The organism is Lacticaseibacillus daqingensis (genome assembly GCF_003946115.1).
In the GTDB taxonomy this organism is placed as follows: Bacteria; Bacillota; Bacilli; order Lactobacillales; family Lactobacillaceae; genus Lacticaseibacillus; species Lacticaseibacillus daqingensis.
This window is the reverse complement of sequence record NZ_RHOH01000002.1, coordinates 340,405-357,669: the sequence shown is the minus strand read 5'-3', so window position 1 is coordinate 357,669 and position 17,265 is coordinate 340,405. Positions and strand designations below refer to the sequence as shown.

Sequence of the window (17,265 nt, the reverse complement as noted above, 5' to 3'; positions counted from 1 at the left end):
GACCGTTAAATCCCCTGATTTATCGAGGATTTCCGCGCGTTTTACCGCCGCTCGCCAAAACTTGATGCAAAAAAATCGACGGCCACCGCTAAAAATGTAAGCGTTTATTGTACCAAGCGATAATGGTACAGTTTATCAAAAACTGACTTATAACAGGCTCATTCATTCACAAACTTTAGGGCAAAAAAACTCCGTCCCCCAGTGGCTTGACTGAGGGGCGGAGAGGTGGTTACTCAGCGTCCGGAAGCGCCAGAACAGTGTCTACAAAGACGTACTGTGGCACACCCTGCGTGTCGGTGTCGAGCACAAACGAACCGTTCGAGTACCGGTCACCATCTGGGAACCGGCTCGGCGCCAGCGCCACGATTTCATCGGTGCTGGTCAGAATCTGTAAGGCGGTATTCGCCGTCACCTGCGTCATCGCCACGATGCGGTGTGGGTCGCGCTTGAGCTCACGCAGGACCATCAGCCCCCGGCGGGCGCGCGCGCCCACGCCCATTTCCTTGAGCTTCATCTTCTTGAACGCCCCACGTTGCGTCAGGATGCCCACCTCGGTTTGGAGCGGATCGTCGGCCAGGATAAAGTTGACCACGGTGTCACCGTCCTTGAGGTCCAGGCTCTTGACCCCCGTGGACCGCGCGCCGATGACCGAGACCTCAGCCAGGGGGAACTGCTGCCCATACGCGCGCTCGGTGACGGCAAAAACCGTCTGCGTGCTGGTCGGGCTGGCGGTGTACACATTGGTCACAATAGCGTCCTTGGCTTTGAGCTTCATCCCCACCATCGGTCGGCTCTTGTAGTTACGCTGCGGCTGCAAGTCAGCCAAGGCGGTTTGCTTGATGTACCCATCGCTTGAGCCGAGCACAAAGTTCAGCGGCTGCGTCAGATCGCTGAGTCCAAAGGCCGCGACCACGTGTTCGGTGGTGCCAATGCCCACGGTTTGGCTCAGATGCTCGCCGGCATCCTTCCAGCGCTGATCGGCGATCTCATGCACCGGCCGGTACACGACGTTGCCGGCGCTGGTGAAGATGTACAGATGCTCCAGTGTGCCCATTTCGCGGGCAAACAGCGCAAAGTCATTGGCCTTGAGCCCGTTGTCCGCCGCGTCAACCGCCTGGTAGCTGCGCAATGAACTGCGCTTCAGGTAGCCATCACGCGAAACCAGCACCATGACGCGCTCGTCCGCCACGGTGACCGTGGTATCGACCTCCAGCTGCTCGATCTCGGATTCGATACTCGACAGCCGGTCGTTGCCATAGGTTTTCGCAAGGGCACTGAGTTCGCGTTCGATGACGGCATCGCGGGCGGTTGGGTTAGCCAGAATGTCCTGGTAACCGGCAATGGCCGTTGCCAAGGCGGCCGCTTCGGCCTCAAGCGCGGTGATGTCCGTGTTGGTCAACCGGTACAGCTGCAGGGACACGATGGCTTCCGCTTGCGCGACCGAAAAGCCGTACGCCTTCACCAGGTTCTGCTTGGCATCCCCCTTGTCCGCACTGGCGCGGATGGTTTTGATCACCTGATCGAGGATCGAGATCATCTTGATCAGACCTTCAACGATGTGCTGGCGCGCCTGCGCCTTGGCCAGGTCATAGGCTGTGCGCCGAGTGATCACCTGCCGCCGGTGCTTCAGGTAGGCTTCTAGCATCGGGGCCAGCCCGAGTTGGCGCGGCTTCATGTCGGCGATCACCACCATGTTGAAGGAGTAGTTGATCTGCAGGTCGGTGTTCTTGAACAGGTAGGTCAAGATCCCGTCCGCGTTGGCTTCTTTCTTCAGCTCAATGACCACAGACAGGCCGAAGCGGTCGCTTTCATCCCGCACCTCCGCGATCCCGTCCACCTTTTTGGCCAGGCGCAACTCGTCGATCTTCTTGACCAGTTGGGCCTTGTTGACCTCGTAAGGCAGCTCGGTCACCACGATCTGCTGCTTCCCCCCGCGTAGCTCGGCCATGTGGGTGCGCGCACGCACGACGATCTTACCGCGGCCGGTTTCGTACGCCTGGCGAATGCCAGCGGCGCCCTGAATGATGCCGCCGGTTGGGAAGTCTGGGCCCTGAACGAAGGCCATCAGGTCGCGCAAGGTCGCCTGTGGGTGCTTCATCAGGTACAACAGCGCATTGATCACCTCGCGCAGATTGTGCGGCGGGATCTCCGTCGCGTAACCGGAGGAGATCCCGGTGGCCCCGTTCACCAACAGGTTCGGGAATGCCGCGGGCAAAACGGTGGGCTCTTCGGTCGTGTCATCGAAGTTCAGCACCATGTCCACGGTATCCTTATCAATGTCTTTCAGCAGCTCGCCGGCGATCTTGGCCAACCGCGCCTCGGTGTACCGCATCGCGGCCGGCGGGTCGCCGTCCATGGAACCGTTGTTCCCGTGCATCTCGATCAACGGTTCGCGCAACTTCCAGTTCTGCGATAAGCGCACCATCGCCTCGTAAATCGAGGAGTCGCCGTGGGGGTGAAAATTCCCCATGACATTCCCGACCGACTTGGCCGACTTGCGAAAGCCCTTGTCGTAGGTGTTGCCGTCCTGATTCATCGCGTACAGGATGCGCCGCTGCACCGGTTTGAGCCCGTCACGTACGTCTGGCAACGCGCGTTCTTGGATAATGTATTTCGAGTAGCGGCCGAAACGCTCGCCCATGACGTCTTCAAGCGTCATTTCTTGGATCTGGTTTGCCAACGCGGTCACTTTCCTTTCTTCAGTTGCTTCTTGATCTGGTTGACGCCAAACTGCATCTCGGAGTGGTCGTTGGTTTGCGTCTCCATGATCGAGCCGTCGTCGTCCATGTCAAAGTCGACGTTTTGTTCGATCCACTCCCGCCGCGGCTCCACGCGATCGCCCATCAGGGTGGTCACGCGGCGCTCAGCCAAGGCGCCGTCTTCCACGTGCACTCGAATCAACGTGCGGGTCTCGGGGTTCATGGTCGTCTCCCACAGTTGGTCGGCGTTCATTTCCCCCAGCCCCTTAAAGCGCGTCAGCGTGTAACCCTTGCCCATCTTCTGGTTTTCCTTCTCCAGCTCCGCATCCGTCCAAGCGTAGGCGATCTTGACGTTGCCGCCCTTGCCCTTTTGCAGGCGGTAAAGCGGCGGCAGGGCGATGTACACGCGCCCGGCGTCCATCAAAGGGCGCATGTAGCGGTAAAAGAAGGTCAGCAGCAGGATTTGAATGTGGGCCCCATCGGTATCCGCATCGGTCATAATGATCACTTTGTCATAATTGGCCGCGGCCAGGTCGAACTCGGCCCCAACGCCAGCACCGATCGTGTAGATCATCGTGTTGATCTCCTCGTTTTTCACGATGTCCTGCAGCTTGGCCTTTTGTGTGTTCAGCACCTTGCCTCGCAGCGGCAAGATCGCCTGAAACTTGCGGTCACGGCCCTGCTTGGCGGAGCCGCCGGCGGAGTCCCCTTCGACCAGGTACAGCTCGTTTTTCTTGGCGTTCTTGCTTTGCGCCGGCGTCAGCTTGCCGGACAACAGCCCCTGGTCCTTCTTCTTGCGCTTGCCGGTGCGCGAGTCGTCGCGCGCCTTGCGGGCCGCTTCGCGCGCCTCCCGGGCCTTGATGGCCTTGCGCACGAGCTCTTGGGCCGCCTCGCCGCCTTCCATCAGCCAAAAGCTCATCTTCTCGTAGATGACGTTATCGACCACGGTGCGGGCCTGCGGGGTGCCCAGTTTGCCTTTGGTTTGGCCTTCAAATTGCAAGATCTCCTCAGGGATGCGTACGGATAACACCGCCGCCAACCCTTCGCGGACGTCTGAGCCTTCAATGTTCTTGTCCTTCTCCTTGAGCAGGTTGACCTTGCGCGCAAAATCGTTGAACGCCTTGGTCAACGCCGAGCGCATCCCCACCTCGTGCGTGCCGCCGTCGCCGGTGCGCACATTGTTGACGAAGCTGATCGTGTTTTCGGAGTAACCGTCGTTGTACTGACCCGCAAAATCGACGACCACGCCATCGCGCTCGCCTTCGAAGTTGAATACGGGGCTGACCGTGTCCCGGTCCTCGTTCAGGTACTTGACGAAGCTGACCAGCCCATCTGGGTAGTGGTAGCTTTCCGCCCGCCCGGTGCGCTCATCCGTCAGGGTGATCGCAATATTTTTGAGCAAAAAGGCGGACTCGCGCAGCCGCTCGGCCAGCGTGTCAAAGGAGTAGGTCGTGGTGGTGAAAATCGTTGGGTCCGGCTTGAAGGTCAGCGTTGTGCCGTTGGGTTCGTTGACCTTGCCGAGCTTCTGCAGCCCGCCATCCGGGTGCCCCCCATTGATGAAGTGCTCCTCAAACGCCTGCTTGTCGCGCACAACGCGCACCGTCAGCGATTCCGACAGCGCATTGACGACGCTTGAGCCGACCCCGTGCAGGCCCCCAGACGTCTTATAGGAGTTCTGGTCGAACTTCCCGCCGGCGTGCAGCACGGTTAAAATAACCTCGATGGTGGGTTTGCCAGACGGGTGCATCCCCGTTGGCATCCCCCGCCCGTGGTCGACCACGGTGATCGAATTGTCCGCGTGGATGGTCACGGCGATCACGTCTCCGTAACCGGCCAGCGCCTCATCGACCGCATTGTCCACGATTTCGTACACCAGGTGGTGTAACCCCCGGCCATCGGTTGACCCGATGTACATCCCCGGCCGCTTGCGCACGGCTTCCAGACCGTGGAGGACCTGGATCGAAGAATCGGTGTATGTCTCACTTGCTTTAGCCATATAACGCTCCTTTGGATAAATTGCTATGTTTAACCATACACCAGACGCCGCAGAATTTGTACGCAAATTTCCGCGTATCGAATGTATGTTCGCTTTTGCCAGTTTAGCGGTTCTTTGCGTGGCCGTCAAAAAATGGTAGAATCGATAGGCAAGTGACACACCGAATGGGCCTGAATAGGCTTCGATACGACGAAAGGATCTCACTATGACGATTGCACTCTGCTTCATCCTCGCCTACCTCATCGGCTCGATCCCCAGCGGCGTCTGGGTCGGCCAAGGCTTGTTCCACAAAGACATTCGCACCGCCGGCTCCCACAACATCGGCACCACGAACGCCTACCGCGTCCTCGGTCCGGTCGGCGGAACGCTGGTGCTCGCGATGGACATCCTCAAGGGGACACTCGGGGCCAGCCTACCGATCCTGTTCGGTTTGCCGCAACACTGGCTGGTGCTCATCGTGGGGCTTGCCGCCGTGCTGGGCCACACCTGCTCGATTTTCATCGGCTTCAAAGGGGGCAAGGCCGTCGCCACCAGCGCCGGCATCTGCCTCGCCTACAACCCGCCGTTTTTCCTGTTCTGTTGTGCGGTGTTCATCAGCCTGGTTTACCTGACCAGCATGGTGTCGGTGGCCTCCACCGTGGGAATGGGCATTGTCACCGTCGCGTCGCTGTTTTTGCACGACTGGCTGCTGACACTGGTCGCGCTGGGCATCTGGGTGCTCTTCCTCGTCCGCCACAAGGACAACATTAAGCGCATCAAGGCCGGCACGGAAAACATGGTGCCGTTTGGCTTCGGCTACCGGCGCCGCCAAAACCGGCACTAAAAAATCGCTTCCCGCGAAGGAAGCGATTTTTTTAGTTGCGGCGCTGCCAGGTCTCAAACGTGTGGGCCAAGGCCGGGTCATCATTGGGCACCAAGCGGGCACTGACCCGCTCAAAGGCGTCCCAGTCCAGCGGGGGCATCACCACGTCGCCGCTCACCTCACCGGCCAGGCGCGTCACGTACAGGGTGTCCACAACATCGGCAAACAGCGTGAAGACCTGCGCCCCGCCGACGATCATCAGATCCTGTTCGGGGTGCGCGGCGGCCAGCGCCAGCGCCTCGGCTTTGCTGTGCACGACCACGGCCCCTGGCGCCGTGTAATCCAACCGGCGCGTCAGGACCACGTTGGTGCGGTTGGGCAGCGGCCGCTTGCGCAGGCCGTCATAGGTCGTGCGGCCCATCAGCGTCAGCTGGCCCAGCGTCTTTTGTTTGAAAAACTGCAGATCATCCGGCAGGTGCCACGGCAGCGTCCCGTCGCGGCCGATCGTGCCGTTGCTGGCTTGCGCCCAAACATATGCAATCATGCGAACCCTCCTTAAACCGCCACCGGCGCTTTGATGGCCGGTTGCGGATGGTAGTCGGTGACCTTGATATCCGCCATGTCAAACTCGGCAATGTGGCGCTTTGCCGGGTTCAGCCAGAGCTTCGGGGCCGCCGTTGGTGTGCGGCTGAGCTGTTCTTGCACCTGAGTCAGGTGGTTGGCATAGATATGCGCATCCCCGAACGTATGGACGAACTCGCCCACCGCCAGCCCGGTTTCGCGGGCCACCAGCGCCAGTAGCAGCGAATAGCTCGCGATATTGAACGGCACGCCCAAGAACATGTCCGCCGAGCGCTGGTACAGCTGGAGCGACAGGCGCCCATCGTTGACGTAAAACTGAAACAGCGTGTGACACGGGGGCAGCGCCATGGTCGGAACGTCTTCGGGGTTCCACGCGCTGACGATCAGGCGGCGCGAATTCGGCGTCGTTTGGATCATGTCGATCACTTGTTGCAGCTGATCGATGGTGTCGCCCTGACTGGTGCGCCAGGCCCGCCACTGGCTGCCGTACACGTTGCCGAGGTCGCCATAGCGCGCCGCAAACGCGTCATCCGCCACGATTTGCGCGTCAAAAGCCGCAAGCGTCGCCTCGTAAGTCGCCGCAAAAGCCGGATCTTCCAACCGGCGGCGGCCGAAGTCGGTCATGTCCGGGCCTTGGTAGGCCGGGTCTTGGACGTAGCGGGCAAACGCCCACTCATCCCAGATGTGGTTGTTGTGCTGCAGCAGATACTGAATGTTGGTGTCCCCGTGCAAGAACCACAGCAACTCGCTTTTGATCAGCCCCAGCGGGACCTTTTTGGTGGTCAAAAGTGGGAAGCCCTGGCTAAGGTCAAAGCGCAACTGTGCGCCAAACAAACTGTAAGTGCCGGTGCCGGTGCGGTCTTCCTTGAAGTGTCCGGTGGTCAGGACGCGTTCCAGCAAATCCAAGTAGGGTTGTTCAAGCATGGTCTCAATCCTCCACGTAGTCATCGAGTTCGGCAAAGCGGTCAAACATGGTGTCAAGCTGGGTGTTGAGTTGGTCGATCTGTTGCTGGAGGTCACCGAGCCGCACATAATCGGCCCCGCTGACCTGCGCCATTTCGGCCTTAAGTGCGCTGATCTGATCATCCAAGGCGTCCATCTGACCCTGAAGCTGATCGTGCTCCAGTTGCTCGGCGTAGGTCAGCTTGGTCTTGACCTTCGGGGCGCTGGGCGCCGCCACTGGAGTCGGCTTGATCACTTTGGCCGGTTGCTTGGCCGCCGCCTGCTGAGCCCGCAGGTAGTCAGTGAACAACCCGGTATGGCGGTCGATCACGCCGTTGCCTTCAAAGACCAGCAGCTGCGTGGCCACTTTGTCCAGAAAATAGCGGTCATGCGACACGGTGATGACGGTGCCCGGGAAGCGGTCCAGGTAATCCTCCAACACGGTCAGCGTGGCCACATCCAAGTCGTTGGTCGGCTCATCGAGCAGGAGCACGTTGGGTTGGCTCATGAGGATGCGCAACAGGTAGAGCCGGCGCTTTTCCCCGCCTGACAGGCGGCCGATCAGGTTGCCGTGCATGCTACGCGAAAACAGGAACTGCTCCAGGAGCTGGGTGACGGAGATGCGCTCACCGGCGTTGGTGACCAGCTCCTCGCCGGCCTCCTGCAGGTAACTGATGACGCGCTTAGTGCCGTCTAGGGTCTGGCTCAGCTGCGTGTAATAGCCCAGGCGCACGGTTTCGCCAAGCTCAACCACCCCATCATCCAGCGGCAGCTTGCCGGCGATCACGTTCAGCAGGCTGGACTTGCCCGCACCATTCGTGCCGGTGATGCCGATACGCTGGCCGGGCTGCACCAGCCAGTCGAAGTGATCAAGGATCTGGTGGTCGCCCAGGTACAGGCTGGCATCGTGCAGTTCGATCACCTTTTTGCCCAGTCGGGCGCTGGCGACCTTCATCGCCACCGTGCCGGTGGCACTCGGGCGGTCCGCCAGCGTCTGCTTCAGGTCGTTGAAGCGATTGATCCGCGCCTGCTGCTTGGTCGAGCGGGCCTGCGCGCCGGCGCGCATCCACGCCAGCTCCTGTTGGTAGAGTTGCTGTTGCTTGTGGCCGGCCGCCGCGTCTCGCGCCACCTGCTCCGCCTTTTGGCCCACATACGCCTCGTAGTTGCCAGTATACTTGCTGAGCTGGCCATGGTCCAATTCCCAGATCGTGTTCGCCACCCGGTCCAGAAAGTAGCGGTCATGGGTCACGCACAGCAGCGCGCCCTTGTACTTGCTCAGGTAGGCCTCCAGCCAGTCGATGGAGTCAAAATCCAGGTGGTTGGTCGGCTCATCGAGGATCAGCAAGTCCGGTGATTCGATCAGCACCTGGGCCAGGCCCACGCGCTTTTGCTGGCCGCCGGACAACTGGCCGATCTGCTGGGTCAGATCCGTGATGTGCAGCTGGGTCAAAATGGTCTTGATGTCGGTGTCCACCCGCCAAGCGTCCAGGCTGGTCATCTGCGCGTCCGCTTTGGTGTATGCCGCCTGCGCCGCGGCATCCAGCGGCGTGGCCGTGTACGCGGCCAGGGCCTGCTCGTACTGGCGGATCGCGGCAAACACCGGCGAGTCCCCGCCGTAAACCGCGTCCATGATGCGCTTATGCGGATCCAGCGCTGGCACCTGCGCCAGGTAGCTGATGCGGTAGTTGCGGGGGGTCTCCACCGTCCCGGCATCAAACGGCTCCGTCTGGGCCAGGCCGTTCAGAAGCGTCGTCTTACCGGTGCCGTTGACCCCGATCAGGCCGATGTGATCGCCTTCGTTGATCAAAAAATCGAGTTGCGTGAAAAGCTGTTTATCGCCGTAAGCCTTACTTACGGCCGTTGCGGTCAATGTTTGCATGTTTGTCCCCACTTTGATGGTCTGTCACCATCATACCATGGAACCCGGCGCACCGCTTCCCCCGGTCAAGACTAGCCGCCGCTTACCCTAAGCAGGGGGGCCGCGCCTACACAAAAACCACCCGCAACCGTGTGCTGCGAGTGGTTCGGCTTACGTCTGGGTCAGCCTTGCGCGGCGGCCAAAAGCGCAGCGGGGGTGTTGGGAAGGTCGCCCATCACCACGGCCTGCTCCAAGTGGCCCAGCATTTGACCGAGCTTGGGCCCCGGGGTGAAGCCATGTTGCATCAGCGTCGCCCCGGTGATCGCCAGCTCATGCTTGGTATGGATCGGCAGCGCAGCGTAAGCGGCAGTGACGCCAGCCTGCGACACGGCGGGCGTGAGGTACTGCGCCGCGGCCACCGCAACGCGCACCGCCGCTTCGCCGGCCTGATAGAGCTGCCACGGGTCCGGAATCGGTAGCACCGGCAGTAGCGCCGTCGCCCGCTGCGTCACATCAGCCAGCGCATTGGCCTGCTTCCAGGCCGTCATCAGCTGGCGCACCGGCGCCTGCGTGAGCGCCGCGACCAGCGTCCAGGCCACCGCGGGTTCCTCGATCGGGGTCGCCGGCAGGGCGGCCAGCCGCTGCATCGCCGCAGGATGCGCCGCCAGCACCGGCACATGCGCGCTCAGCGCTGTGGCCAAAAACGTGGCCAGCCCCGCATTGCGCCACTGACCGAGCATCAGGCGAGTGAACTCGGCCGCCACCCGCTCAACGGAAATTTTGGCAAGCAGTGGCGCGTTCGCCTGGATCGCCGCCTGGGTGGCCGGCGCCACGTGAAAGCCGAGCTGGCTTTCAAACCGCACCGCCCGCATCATGCGCAGCGCGTCTTCATGGAAGCGCGCGTGGGGGTCGCCCACCGCCCGCAGCGTCTGGCTGGTCAGATCCGCCAACCCGCCGAACAAATCGATGACCGTCCCATCGTGGCGCACGGCCAAGGCATTGACCGTGAAGTCGCGGCGCTTCAGGTCCTCCTCAAGGGAGCGGACAAAGGTGACGTGGTCGGGGCGCCGAAAGTCCTGGTACCCGGACTCCGTGCGAAAAGTTGTCACCTCATACCCCTGCCCGTGCCGCAGCACCATCACCGTGCCGTGCTGAATCCCGGTGTCCACGGTTTTGGGAAAAATCTGCTTGATCTCCTGTGGGTAGGCGGAACTGGCGATGTCGACGTCGTGAATGGGCAGGCCCAAAATAGCGTCGCGCACGGCGCCGCCGACAAAGTACGCCTCAAACCCCGCGGCTTCGATTTCTTTCATGATCGGAATCGCGGCTTGAAAATCAGGATGGGATAAATCGATCTGCATGAGCTCACCTTTTTCTCTAGATTGCTTATCTATCATAGCACACCGACCGCGTCGCTTCTGTTATGATGAAGACAGAACTGGCGCAAGGGGGCGAGTGAATGACGAAAACAACACGGCGCATGGTCCTAGATCTATGTCTCATCACGCTGGGGTGCGCGCTTTACGCCTTCGGGCTGGTCACCGTCAACATCGAGAATCACTTGGCGGAAGGCGGCATTACCGGGATCACCCTGCTGATCCGCTACTGGTGGCACATCGACCCGGCCTACTCGACGCTTGTGCTTAACATTCCCCTGATCATCGTGGGGTACAAATTTCTGGGCAAGCGCGCCTTGGCCTACACCATTTACGGGACAGGGATGCTATCCGGGTGGCTATGGCTCTGGCAGCGCCTGCCGGTGAGCCTGAACATCCACCACGACCTCTTCATCGCGGCGCTGTTGGCTGGCCTGTTCGGCGGTATCGGCAGCGGCCTCATCTACCGTTGCGGGGGTACCACCGGCGGGTCCGATGTGATCGCCCGGATTCTCGAGAAGCAAACCGGCATTCCGATGGGCAAGTCGCTTTTGGCCTTCGATGTGCTGGTGCTGACCGCCAGCCTCTCGTATCTGAGCCTCGAGCTGATGATGTACACGCTGGTGGCCAGCTACGTCTTCTCCCGCATCGTCGACTTCACCCTTGACGGTGCGTACGCAGCCAAGGGCGTGCTGATCGTCAGTAGCGCCGCCCAGCCGATCGCCGCCACCATTATGACCCAGCTGGAACGCGGCGTCACCTACCTGCACGCGGAAGGCGGCTTTGCGCGCGACCAAAAGCGTGTCGTCTACGCCGTGGTCGCACCAACCGAGGTGGTGGCCGTTAAGCGCATCATTGAGGCCAACGACCCGCAGGCCTTCGTCACGATCCTCGACGTGCACGAGGCCCTGGGCGAAGGCTTCACCTATAAGAAAAAGCCGCGGCGGCTGTTTCTCAGCTGAGCGCAAAAACAACCGACTCGCCCACGCCTGTACGTGCGCGGAGAGCCGGTTGTTTTTTGCTTAGTGGCCGTCATCCAACTCGTCCAGCCGGTCCTGCATGGCCGCATCGTCAGGCACCAAGGCTAGGTAGCGGACCATGGCGGCGCGCAGCTCAGCCTGCGCCCCGGTGGATTGGAAGAAGTCGATGATGTCGCGCAGAAAGTCTGGCGAATCCTGGAACTGGCGGAACGCCAGCAAGTAGTTCTCCCGGGCCTTAACGGGATCGTCCAGGCGGTCGTAACTCTTGGCAAGGTTCCAGTAGATCTGTGGGTCGACCTCGCCGCTTTGATCGATGGCCTCCAAGTAGGCCACATTGGCCGCGTCTTCGCCCTGCGCCACCAGGAGGTTGCTCCACTCCAGCATCACGGTTTGATTCTCCGGATCCAGCTGACGCGCCTGGGCCAAATACTCTTCGGCGAGCGGTAGGGCCGCCAGTTTCAGCGCCAGCCGTGCCCCCAGTGTGAACAGCGCCGGGTTGGTCGCATCAACCAGCAGGCCTTGCTGCACGGTCGTCAGTGCGGCCTCATTGTCATTGGTTTTGGCTTGGGCCTCAGCCAGCGGCAGGTACGCGTTGGCGAAGCTTGCGTCTTCTTCGATAACTGCCTGCAGGGTTTTGATCGCGCGCTCCGGCTCATCCAGCTGGGCGTAAAGTGAGCCTAGCTGAAAGGCGCTGGTTGGATCCAGCGCCGCAACGCCGACCTCTTCGTACACCGCGACGGCGTCCTCGTACTGGCCGAGGTGCGCCAGCGTGGCCGCATAGCGGGCCTTCAGGTTCACGTTGGCAAGCACTGTGACGCCGCTGTTGATCAGCTGCGCGTACGCCACGCTGGCCAGATCATCTTTGCCCCAGTCAAAGTAAAGCTCAGCGAGCGCAAAGGTCACGATGGGCTCATCCGGTACCAGGCGAAGCGCCAGCTGAAGCTTCGCCTCGCTGACCTCATAGAGTCCCTGCGTCTGGTACACATCGGCCAACGCAAGCAGGGCCTGGGGGTAAAAGTCGCTGCTGGGGGTGATCATACTGAGCAACCCGATGGCTTGATCCGGCTCACCATTCGACACGGCGATGTCGGCCAAAGCCGTCTTCAGGTCATCTTGATCCGGGTATTTGCCCATCAGCTCCTGATACAGGCGCTGTGCCTGACCAGTGAAGCCCAGGGCGTACAGTTCACCCGCCAGATTGTACTTCGTCTCGTCCGAATCAACCGTCAGCACCTGCTGAAAGAGCTCGCGACTCTTGGCAAGGTCCCCTGCCTCCAGCGCGTCCAACATCTGCTCAGAATAACTTGCCATAGTGTCCTCCCCAAACATGTGCGGTCGTAGTCAGAAAAAAGAGGCCGAGCGCTGGCTCGACCTCTTTGCCCCAGGATCGGTGATTCAAGAGACTACTTCACAGCGTCCTTGAGTGCCTTACCTGGCTTGAACGCAGGCACTTTCGATGCAGGGATTTCAATCTCTGCGCCGGTTTGTGGGTTGCGGCCCTTACGAGCTGCGCGTTCGCGGACTTCGAAGTTACCGAAGCCGATCAGTTGAACCTTTTCGCCCTTGGCCAGGACGCCCTGGATAGAACTGAAGACGGCATCAACTGCTGCGGTTGCATCCTTCTTGGTCAAACCAGTGGTTGTTGCAACGCTTTCGATCAATTCTGCTTTGTTTGCCATGATCTATTTCACCTCCGTAAATTTACGGTGCGAACACCGTACGACCCATTCGGGGATTCCCCAAGAATGAGGAAACAATGATAAACCCGTATCACTATTTCATTCCTAAAGTTATCACACAAAGCCCGTTGTGGCAAGGTTTAATGCGCTTTTTCCGCGGGTTTTCGCATTTGTGTGAAAAAATCTTTTTGAAACATTACGTGCGCCGCGAACGGGCCACAAACGCCGGTTACTTGCGACTTCGCGCAATTAAGTGGATCGGTGTGCCGTCAAAATCAAAGGCCGCGCGCAACTGATTGATGAGAAAACGTTCATACGAGAAGTGCAACAGCTCCGGATCGTTGACAAAAACCACGAATGTCGGCGGTTTCACGGCCACCTGCGTCATGTAGTAGATGCGCAGGCGCTTCCCGTTGATGGTCGGCGTCGGGGTCACTGCCAGCGCGTCCATCAGCACATCGTTCAGCACCGCGCTTTGAATCCGGCGGTTCTGGTTTTCAGAAACCAGTGAAATCATGGCCGGCAGGTTCTTCAGGCGCTGCTTGGTCTTCGCCGAGACAAAAATGATCGGGGCGTAATCCAGGTACTGGAATTCGTCGCGCACATGCTGCTCGAACTCCTTCATTGTGTGGTTGTCCTTCTCGTGAAGGGTATCCCACTTGTTGACCACGATGATGACGCCGCGACCGGCCTCATGCGCGTACCCAGCCACCTTCTTGTCCTGCTCGCGAATGCCTTCCTCGGCGTTCAGCACGACCAAAACGACATCCGACCGGTCGATCGCCCGCAAAGCGCGCATCACGGCGTACTTTTCGGTGCTTTCGTAGACCTTCCCGCGCTTGCGGATCCCGGCTGTGTCGATCATCGTGTACTCCTGATCATCGTGCACGAACTTGGTGTCGATGGCATCGCGCGTAGTGCCTTCGATGTCGGAGACGATCACCCGCTCCTCGCCGAGAATAGCGTTCACCAGGCTGGACTTGCCGACGTTCGGCCGACCGATGAAGGAGAACTTGATGCTGTCGTCATCGTCCGATTGCCCTTCGGCTGGGAATGCGGCAAAGACGGCATCCAGCACATCGCCCAGGCCGATGCCGTGCGTCCCAGACAGCGGGAACGGCTCACCAAAGCCGAGGGAATAGAAGTCATAGATGTCGTTGCGGCGCTCGGGGTTATCGACCTTGTTGACGGCCAGCACCACCGGCTTATCCGCGCGGTAGAGGATCTGGGCAACCTTTTCATCCGCTTCCGTCACCCCGGCCTCAACGCTGGTCAAAAACAGGATCACATCCGCTTCCTCGATCGCGATTTCCGCCTGCTGCGCGATCTGGCTGAGGAACGGCTCGTCCCCCATATCGATCCCACCGGTGTCGATCAGGGCGAATTCCTTGCCGAGCCATTCACCCTTCCCGTAGATCCGGTCCCGGGTAACCCCCGGGGTATCTTCAACGATTGAGACGCGCTCGCCGAGGATCCGGTTGAAGATGGTCGACTTGCCGACGTTCGGTCGGCCCACGATGGCTAATGTTGGGAGTCCCATTGCGTCACTTCCTTTCTTTCTCAATGGCGCAGGCACCCCCGCGCTTTTTTAGTGGCAAGCGAAGAGGAGGACGTGACAATGTCACGCCCTCCTCCCCGTACGCTTGTTGGTTAGTCTTTGTCGTCGGTGCCAAAGCCCTTGAGCGCATCGCCGAGCAAGTCGCCCATGGAGAAGCCGGAATCATCCTGCTGGTATTCAGCCGGGATCGCGGTGTGTTCTTCACGTCGGTTGTTGCGACGAGGACGGTCGCCACCGCGGTTGTTGTTGCGGTTTTGGCTTGGGCGGTCTTCTTCAACGCCTTCAGGACGTTCCTGGAGGGCCTTGATGGACAGCGCCAGACGGTGTTGGTCTGGGTCAACAGACAGCACCTTCACGTCGACGGATTGACCTTCCTTCAGCACATCGTTTGGTGTTGCGATGTGTTCGTGGGAGATTTGAGAAATGTGAACCAGGCCTTCAACGCCAGGCAGCACTTCAACAAAGGCCCCAAAGGAGGTCAGACGACGCACGGTCCCGGTCAGCACAGCGCCGGCTGGGGCTTCGGTGTCGATGTTGTCCCATGGCTGTGGCAGGGTCGCCTTGATGGACAAGGAGATGCGGTCACGTTCTGGGTCAACGGCAAGCACTTTGACCTTCACGTCTTGACCAACCTTGAGGACGTCGCTTGGCTTGTCCACGTGGTCAAAGGCGATCTCGGAAACGTGCACCAGACCATCCACGCCGCCGAGGTCAACGAAGGCCCCGAAGTTCGTCAGACGGGCAACCTTGCCGTCAACCACGTCGCCAGGCTGGATCTTGGCAAAGATCTCAGCGCGGGCTTCCTTCTTGTTGGCTTCAACGATGGCACGGTGGGAAAGGATCAGACGGTTGTCGTTTGGTTCAACTTCAACGATCTTGAATTCCAGTTCCTGACCCTTGTACTGGGACAGGTCTTCAACGAAGTGGTCCGCAACCATGGAAGCAGGCACGAAGCCACGCACGCCAGCGTTGACCACCAGGCCACCCTTGACCACGGAGGTCACAGGGGCGGTGATGGTTTCACCGGCATCGGCCTTGGCCTTGATTTCGACCCAAACCTTCTGGGCTTCAAGACGCTTCTTGGACAGCAAGTACTGACCGTTTTCTTTGTCTTTGCCGATCGTGGAGATCACGACCAAATCGATTTCATCGCCGACGTTAGCAACCGACCGAATGTCATCGATTGGCTGAGTTGATAACTCTTTCAGAGGAACGACACCTTCAACACCGGTGCCTTCGATCCCAACGATCAGTTGCTTGTCCTCAACGGCTAATACTTCACCTTTTACGGTGTCCCCAATATGAACGGTTTCGACTTCCTTCAAAGCGTCCGCCATGGTTTGGGCGTTCTCGTTTGCTGCATTGTTTTCACTCATGCCAAAAAATCCTCCTATACGACTGTCATACAAACACTATTGTACCTAATGTGTCAAGAAATTACCAACTATTTGTTCACCGTGGCTGGCGTTTTTCTTGGACGAGTTTCAAAATGGCCGCGACCTCTTCATCGATCGTCATCGCACTGGAATCAATGCGCACCGCGTCAGCCGCCTCACGTAGCGGACTGACGGCCCGCGTGGAGTCCTTGCGGTCGCGTTCTTCGATTTCATGCGCCAAAACTGCGAGCGGCGTGTCGATCCCTTTGACCAGATTCTCCTTGTAGCGGCGCTTGGCGCGCTCCGCCACGCTGGCCACCATGAAAATTTTCAAGTCAGCATCCGGCAACACGGTCGTGCCGATGTCCCGTCCGTCCATCACGATGTTGTGTTTGGCCGCGATCTCACGCTGGCGCGCCACCATGTTCGCGCGCACTGCAGGCAATGCGGACACCTGGCTGACGTTATTAGTGGCTTCCGGTTCGCGAATCGCCAAAGTGACATCCACCCCATCCATGAACACCAGCTGGCCGTCCGCAGTCGGCTTGAACGTGATTTCGAGGGGTTCGAGGTGGGCCATGATCGCGGCCTCATCCCCGTAATCTAGTCCCAGGCGCTGGGCCATCACCGTGGCCGTGCGGTACATCGCCCCGGTGTCACAGTAAATGAACCCCAACCGATTGGCAACTAACTTGGCAATCGTACTCTTTCCGGACCCCGCCGGGCCGTCAATGGCAATCTGCATGGTTTAACTCCTTCAGTGCCGCCGTGTTGCGGCAATTTTTTTCTCACAAAAAAGTTGAGCCCAAGTGCGGCTCAACTGATGATTACTTCACTCGAACGCTTCGTCCCGGATGCAGGGACTGACCGTTCCACGCGTAGAACTGTGACAACGAGATGCCGTTGTTCAACGCGATGCGGTAAGCGTTGTCCCCAGCCTTGACCGTGTAGTACTGAGCCCCTGTCTCAGCGCTACTGGTTGAGCTGCTCGTGGCCGCCGGTTCGCTGCTACTCGTTTCGCTGACCTGACTCGCCGACGACTCGGTGCTGCTGGCCGTGCTTTCGCTGGTCGAGCTGGTTTCGCTTGACTGGCTGGAAGACGACTTGGATGATGATTTGGAGCTGGATTGCTTGGTCTTGCTCGAGCTTGATTTTTCACTTTCAACGGCGATGTGGGTGCTGTCGTTCCCGGACTTGCCGGAATTGCTCGAGATCGCGTACAAGCTGACCGGGACCAAGACGAACAGTGCGATCAGCGTCCATAAGACGTAGGTCAACACCGTCGTGCCGTGGTGCTTCTTCCGAGTGGCGAGCCGTGACAGGTTGCCGTCGTCGTCTCGCTCATCTTCAAACTGCTTTTCCCACGGTTTGGTTGGGTCGTTAGAGGTTGTTTCCTCTTGGTCATTTTTATGCATAA

14 protein-coding genes are annotated in these 17,265 nt (G+C 59.7%); 2 read left to right on the top strand and 12 right to left on the bottom strand.

Going from position 1 to position 17,265, the window contains the following annotated elements:
- Positions 1–229 precede the first annotated feature (229 nt).
- Both parC and parE read right to left on the bottom strand, forming a co-directional pair.
- A complete protein-coding gene (gene parC, locus EKM88_RS03880; RefSeq protein ID WP_125703652.1) occupies positions 230–2,680 on the bottom strand; it encodes a DNA topoisomerase IV subunit A in 2,451 nt (816 codons plus the stop codon).
- Positions 2,681–2,685: 5 nt separating this feature from the next.
- On the bottom strand, positions 2,686–4,695 hold the full coding sequence (gene parE, locus EKM88_RS03875; RefSeq protein WP_125703313.1) for a DNA topoisomerase IV subunit B: 2,010 nt from the start codon (positions 4,693–4,695) through the stop codon (positions 2,686–2,688).
- Positions 4,696–4,900: 205 nt separating this feature from the next.
- Between parE and plsY the strand changes: the two genes are divergently transcribed.
- Positions 4,901–5,518, top strand: a complete 618-nt coding sequence (plsY, locus tag EKM88_RS03870) for a glycerol-3-phosphate 1-O-acyltransferase PlsY (RefSeq protein ID WP_125703311.1) — start codon at positions 4,901–4,903, stop codon at positions 5,516–5,518.
- Between the two features lie 31 nt (positions 5,519–5,549).
- On the opposite strand, the gene EKM88_RS03865 is transcribed toward plsY, so the two are convergent.
- The 4 genes from EKM88_RS03865 to EKM88_RS03850 form a co-directional block, all read right to left on the bottom strand.
- Positions 5,550–6,041, bottom strand: coding sequence for a dihydrofolate reductase (locus EKM88_RS03865; RefSeq protein WP_125703309.1), 492 nt, complete (start codon positions 6,039–6,041; stop codon positions 5,550–5,552).
- Positions 6,042–6,052: 11 nt separating this feature from the next.
- A complete protein-coding gene (locus tag EKM88_RS03860) occupies positions 6,053–7,003 on the bottom strand; it encodes a thymidylate synthase (RefSeq protein ID WP_125703307.1) in 951 nt (316 codons plus the stop codon).
- Between the two features lie 4 nt (positions 7,004–7,007).
- Positions 7,008–8,900, bottom strand: coding sequence for an ABC-F family ATP-binding cassette domain-containing protein (locus EKM88_RS03855; protein WP_125703305.1), 1,893 nt, complete (start codon positions 8,898–8,900; stop codon positions 7,008–7,010).
- Between the two features lie 161 nt (positions 8,901–9,061).
- Complete coding sequence (locus EKM88_RS03850; RefSeq protein ID WP_125703303.1) at positions 9,062–10,240, bottom strand: CCA tRNA nucleotidyltransferase; 1,179 nt, start codon at positions 10,238–10,240, stop codon at positions 9,062–9,064.
- 98 nt (positions 10,241–10,338) lie between these two features.
- Here EKM88_RS03850 and EKM88_RS03845 point away from each other — a divergent pair, with 98 nt between their 5' ends.
- Positions 10,339–11,217, top strand: coding sequence for a YitT family protein (locus EKM88_RS03845; protein WP_125703301.1), 879 nt, complete (start codon positions 10,339–10,341; stop codon positions 11,215–11,217).
- A gap of 60 nt (positions 11,218–11,277) precedes the next feature.
- Here the strand turns inward: EKM88_RS03845 and EKM88_RS03840 are convergent, their stop codons facing one another.
- The 6 genes from EKM88_RS03840 to EKM88_RS03815 form a co-directional block, all read right to left on the bottom strand.
- Complete coding sequence (locus EKM88_RS03840; protein ID WP_125703299.1) at positions 11,278–12,546, bottom strand: tetratricopeptide repeat protein; 1,269 nt, start codon at positions 12,544–12,546, stop codon at positions 11,278–11,280.
- 92 nt (positions 12,547–12,638) lie between these two features.
- Complete coding sequence (locus EKM88_RS03835; protein ID WP_125703297.1) at positions 12,639–12,914, bottom strand: HU family DNA-binding protein; 276 nt, start codon at positions 12,912–12,914, stop codon at positions 12,639–12,641.
- 229 nt (positions 12,915–13,143) lie between these two features.
- On the bottom strand, positions 13,144–14,454 hold the full coding sequence (der, locus tag EKM88_RS03830) for a ribosome biogenesis GTPase Der (RefSeq protein ID WP_125703295.1): 1,311 nt from the start codon (positions 14,452–14,454) through the stop codon (positions 13,144–13,146).
- 110 nt (positions 14,455–14,564) lie between these two features.
- Complete coding sequence (gene rpsA, locus EKM88_RS03825; protein WP_125703293.1) at positions 14,565–15,848, bottom strand: 30S ribosomal protein S1; 1,284 nt, start codon at positions 15,846–15,848, stop codon at positions 14,565–14,567.
- A 76-nt stretch (positions 15,849–15,924) separates the two neighbouring features.
- Positions 15,925–16,593, bottom strand: a complete 669-nt coding sequence (gene cmk / locus EKM88_RS03820; protein WP_125703291.1) for a (d)CMP kinase — start codon at positions 16,591–16,593, stop codon at positions 15,925–15,927.
- Between the two features lie 82 nt (positions 16,594–16,675).
- Positions 16,676–17,263 (bottom strand): LysM peptidoglycan-binding domain-containing protein, encoded by a 588-nt coding sequence (locus EKM88_RS03815; protein ID WP_125703289.1) that lies wholly within the window; start codon positions 17,261–17,263, stop codon positions 16,676–16,678.
- Positions 17,264–17,265 lie beyond the last annotated feature (2 nt).

Excerpts from the sequence above, each read along its gene's own strand:
- parE (WP_125703313.1), bottom strand. The coding sequence starts at position 4,695 with ATGGCTAAAGCAAGTGAGACATACACCGATTCTTCGATCCAGGTCCTC.
- plsY (WP_125703311.1), top strand. The coding sequence starts at position 4,901 with ATGACGATTGCACTCTGCTTCATCCTCGCCTACCTCATCGGCTCGATC.
- EKM88_RS03865 (WP_125703309.1), bottom strand. The coding sequence starts at position 6,041 with ATGATTGCATATGTTTGGGCGCAAGCCAGCAACGGCACGATCGGCCGC.
- EKM88_RS03860 (WP_125703307.1), bottom strand. The coding sequence starts at position 7,003 with ATGCTTGAACAACCCTACTTGGATTTGCTGGAACGCGTCCTGACCACC.
- EKM88_RS03855 (WP_125703305.1), bottom strand. The coding sequence starts at position 8,900 with ATGCAAACATTGACCGCAACGGCCGTAAGTAAGGCTTACGGCGATAAA.
- EKM88_RS03850 (WP_125703303.1), bottom strand. The coding sequence starts at position 10,240 with ATGCAGATCGATTTATCCCATCCTGATTTTCAAGCCGCGATTCCGATC.
- EKM88_RS03845 (WP_125703301.1), top strand. The coding sequence starts at position 10,339 with ATGACGAAAACAACACGGCGCATGGTCCTAGATCTATGTCTCATCACG.
- EKM88_RS03840 (WP_125703299.1), bottom strand. The coding sequence starts at position 12,546 with ATGGCAAGTTATTCTGAGCAGATGTTGGACGCGCTGGAGGCAGGGGAC.
- EKM88_RS03835 (WP_125703297.1), bottom strand. The coding sequence starts at position 12,914 with ATGGCAAACAAAGCAGAATTGATCGAAAGCGTTGCAACAACCACTGGT.
- der (WP_125703295.1), bottom strand. The coding sequence starts at position 14,454 with ATGGGACTCCCAACATTAGCCATCGTGGGCCGACCGAACGTCGGCAAG.
- rpsA (WP_125703293.1), bottom strand. The coding sequence starts at position 15,848 with ATGAGTGAAAACAATGCAGCAAACGAGAACGCCCAAACCATGGCGGAC.
- cmk (WP_125703291.1), bottom strand. The coding sequence starts at position 16,593 with ATGCAGATTGCCATTGACGGCCCGGCGGGGTCCGGAAAGAGTACGATT.
- EKM88_RS03815 (WP_125703289.1), bottom strand. The coding sequence starts at position 17,263 with ATGCATAAAAATGACCAAGAGGAAACAACCTCTAACGACCCAACCAAA.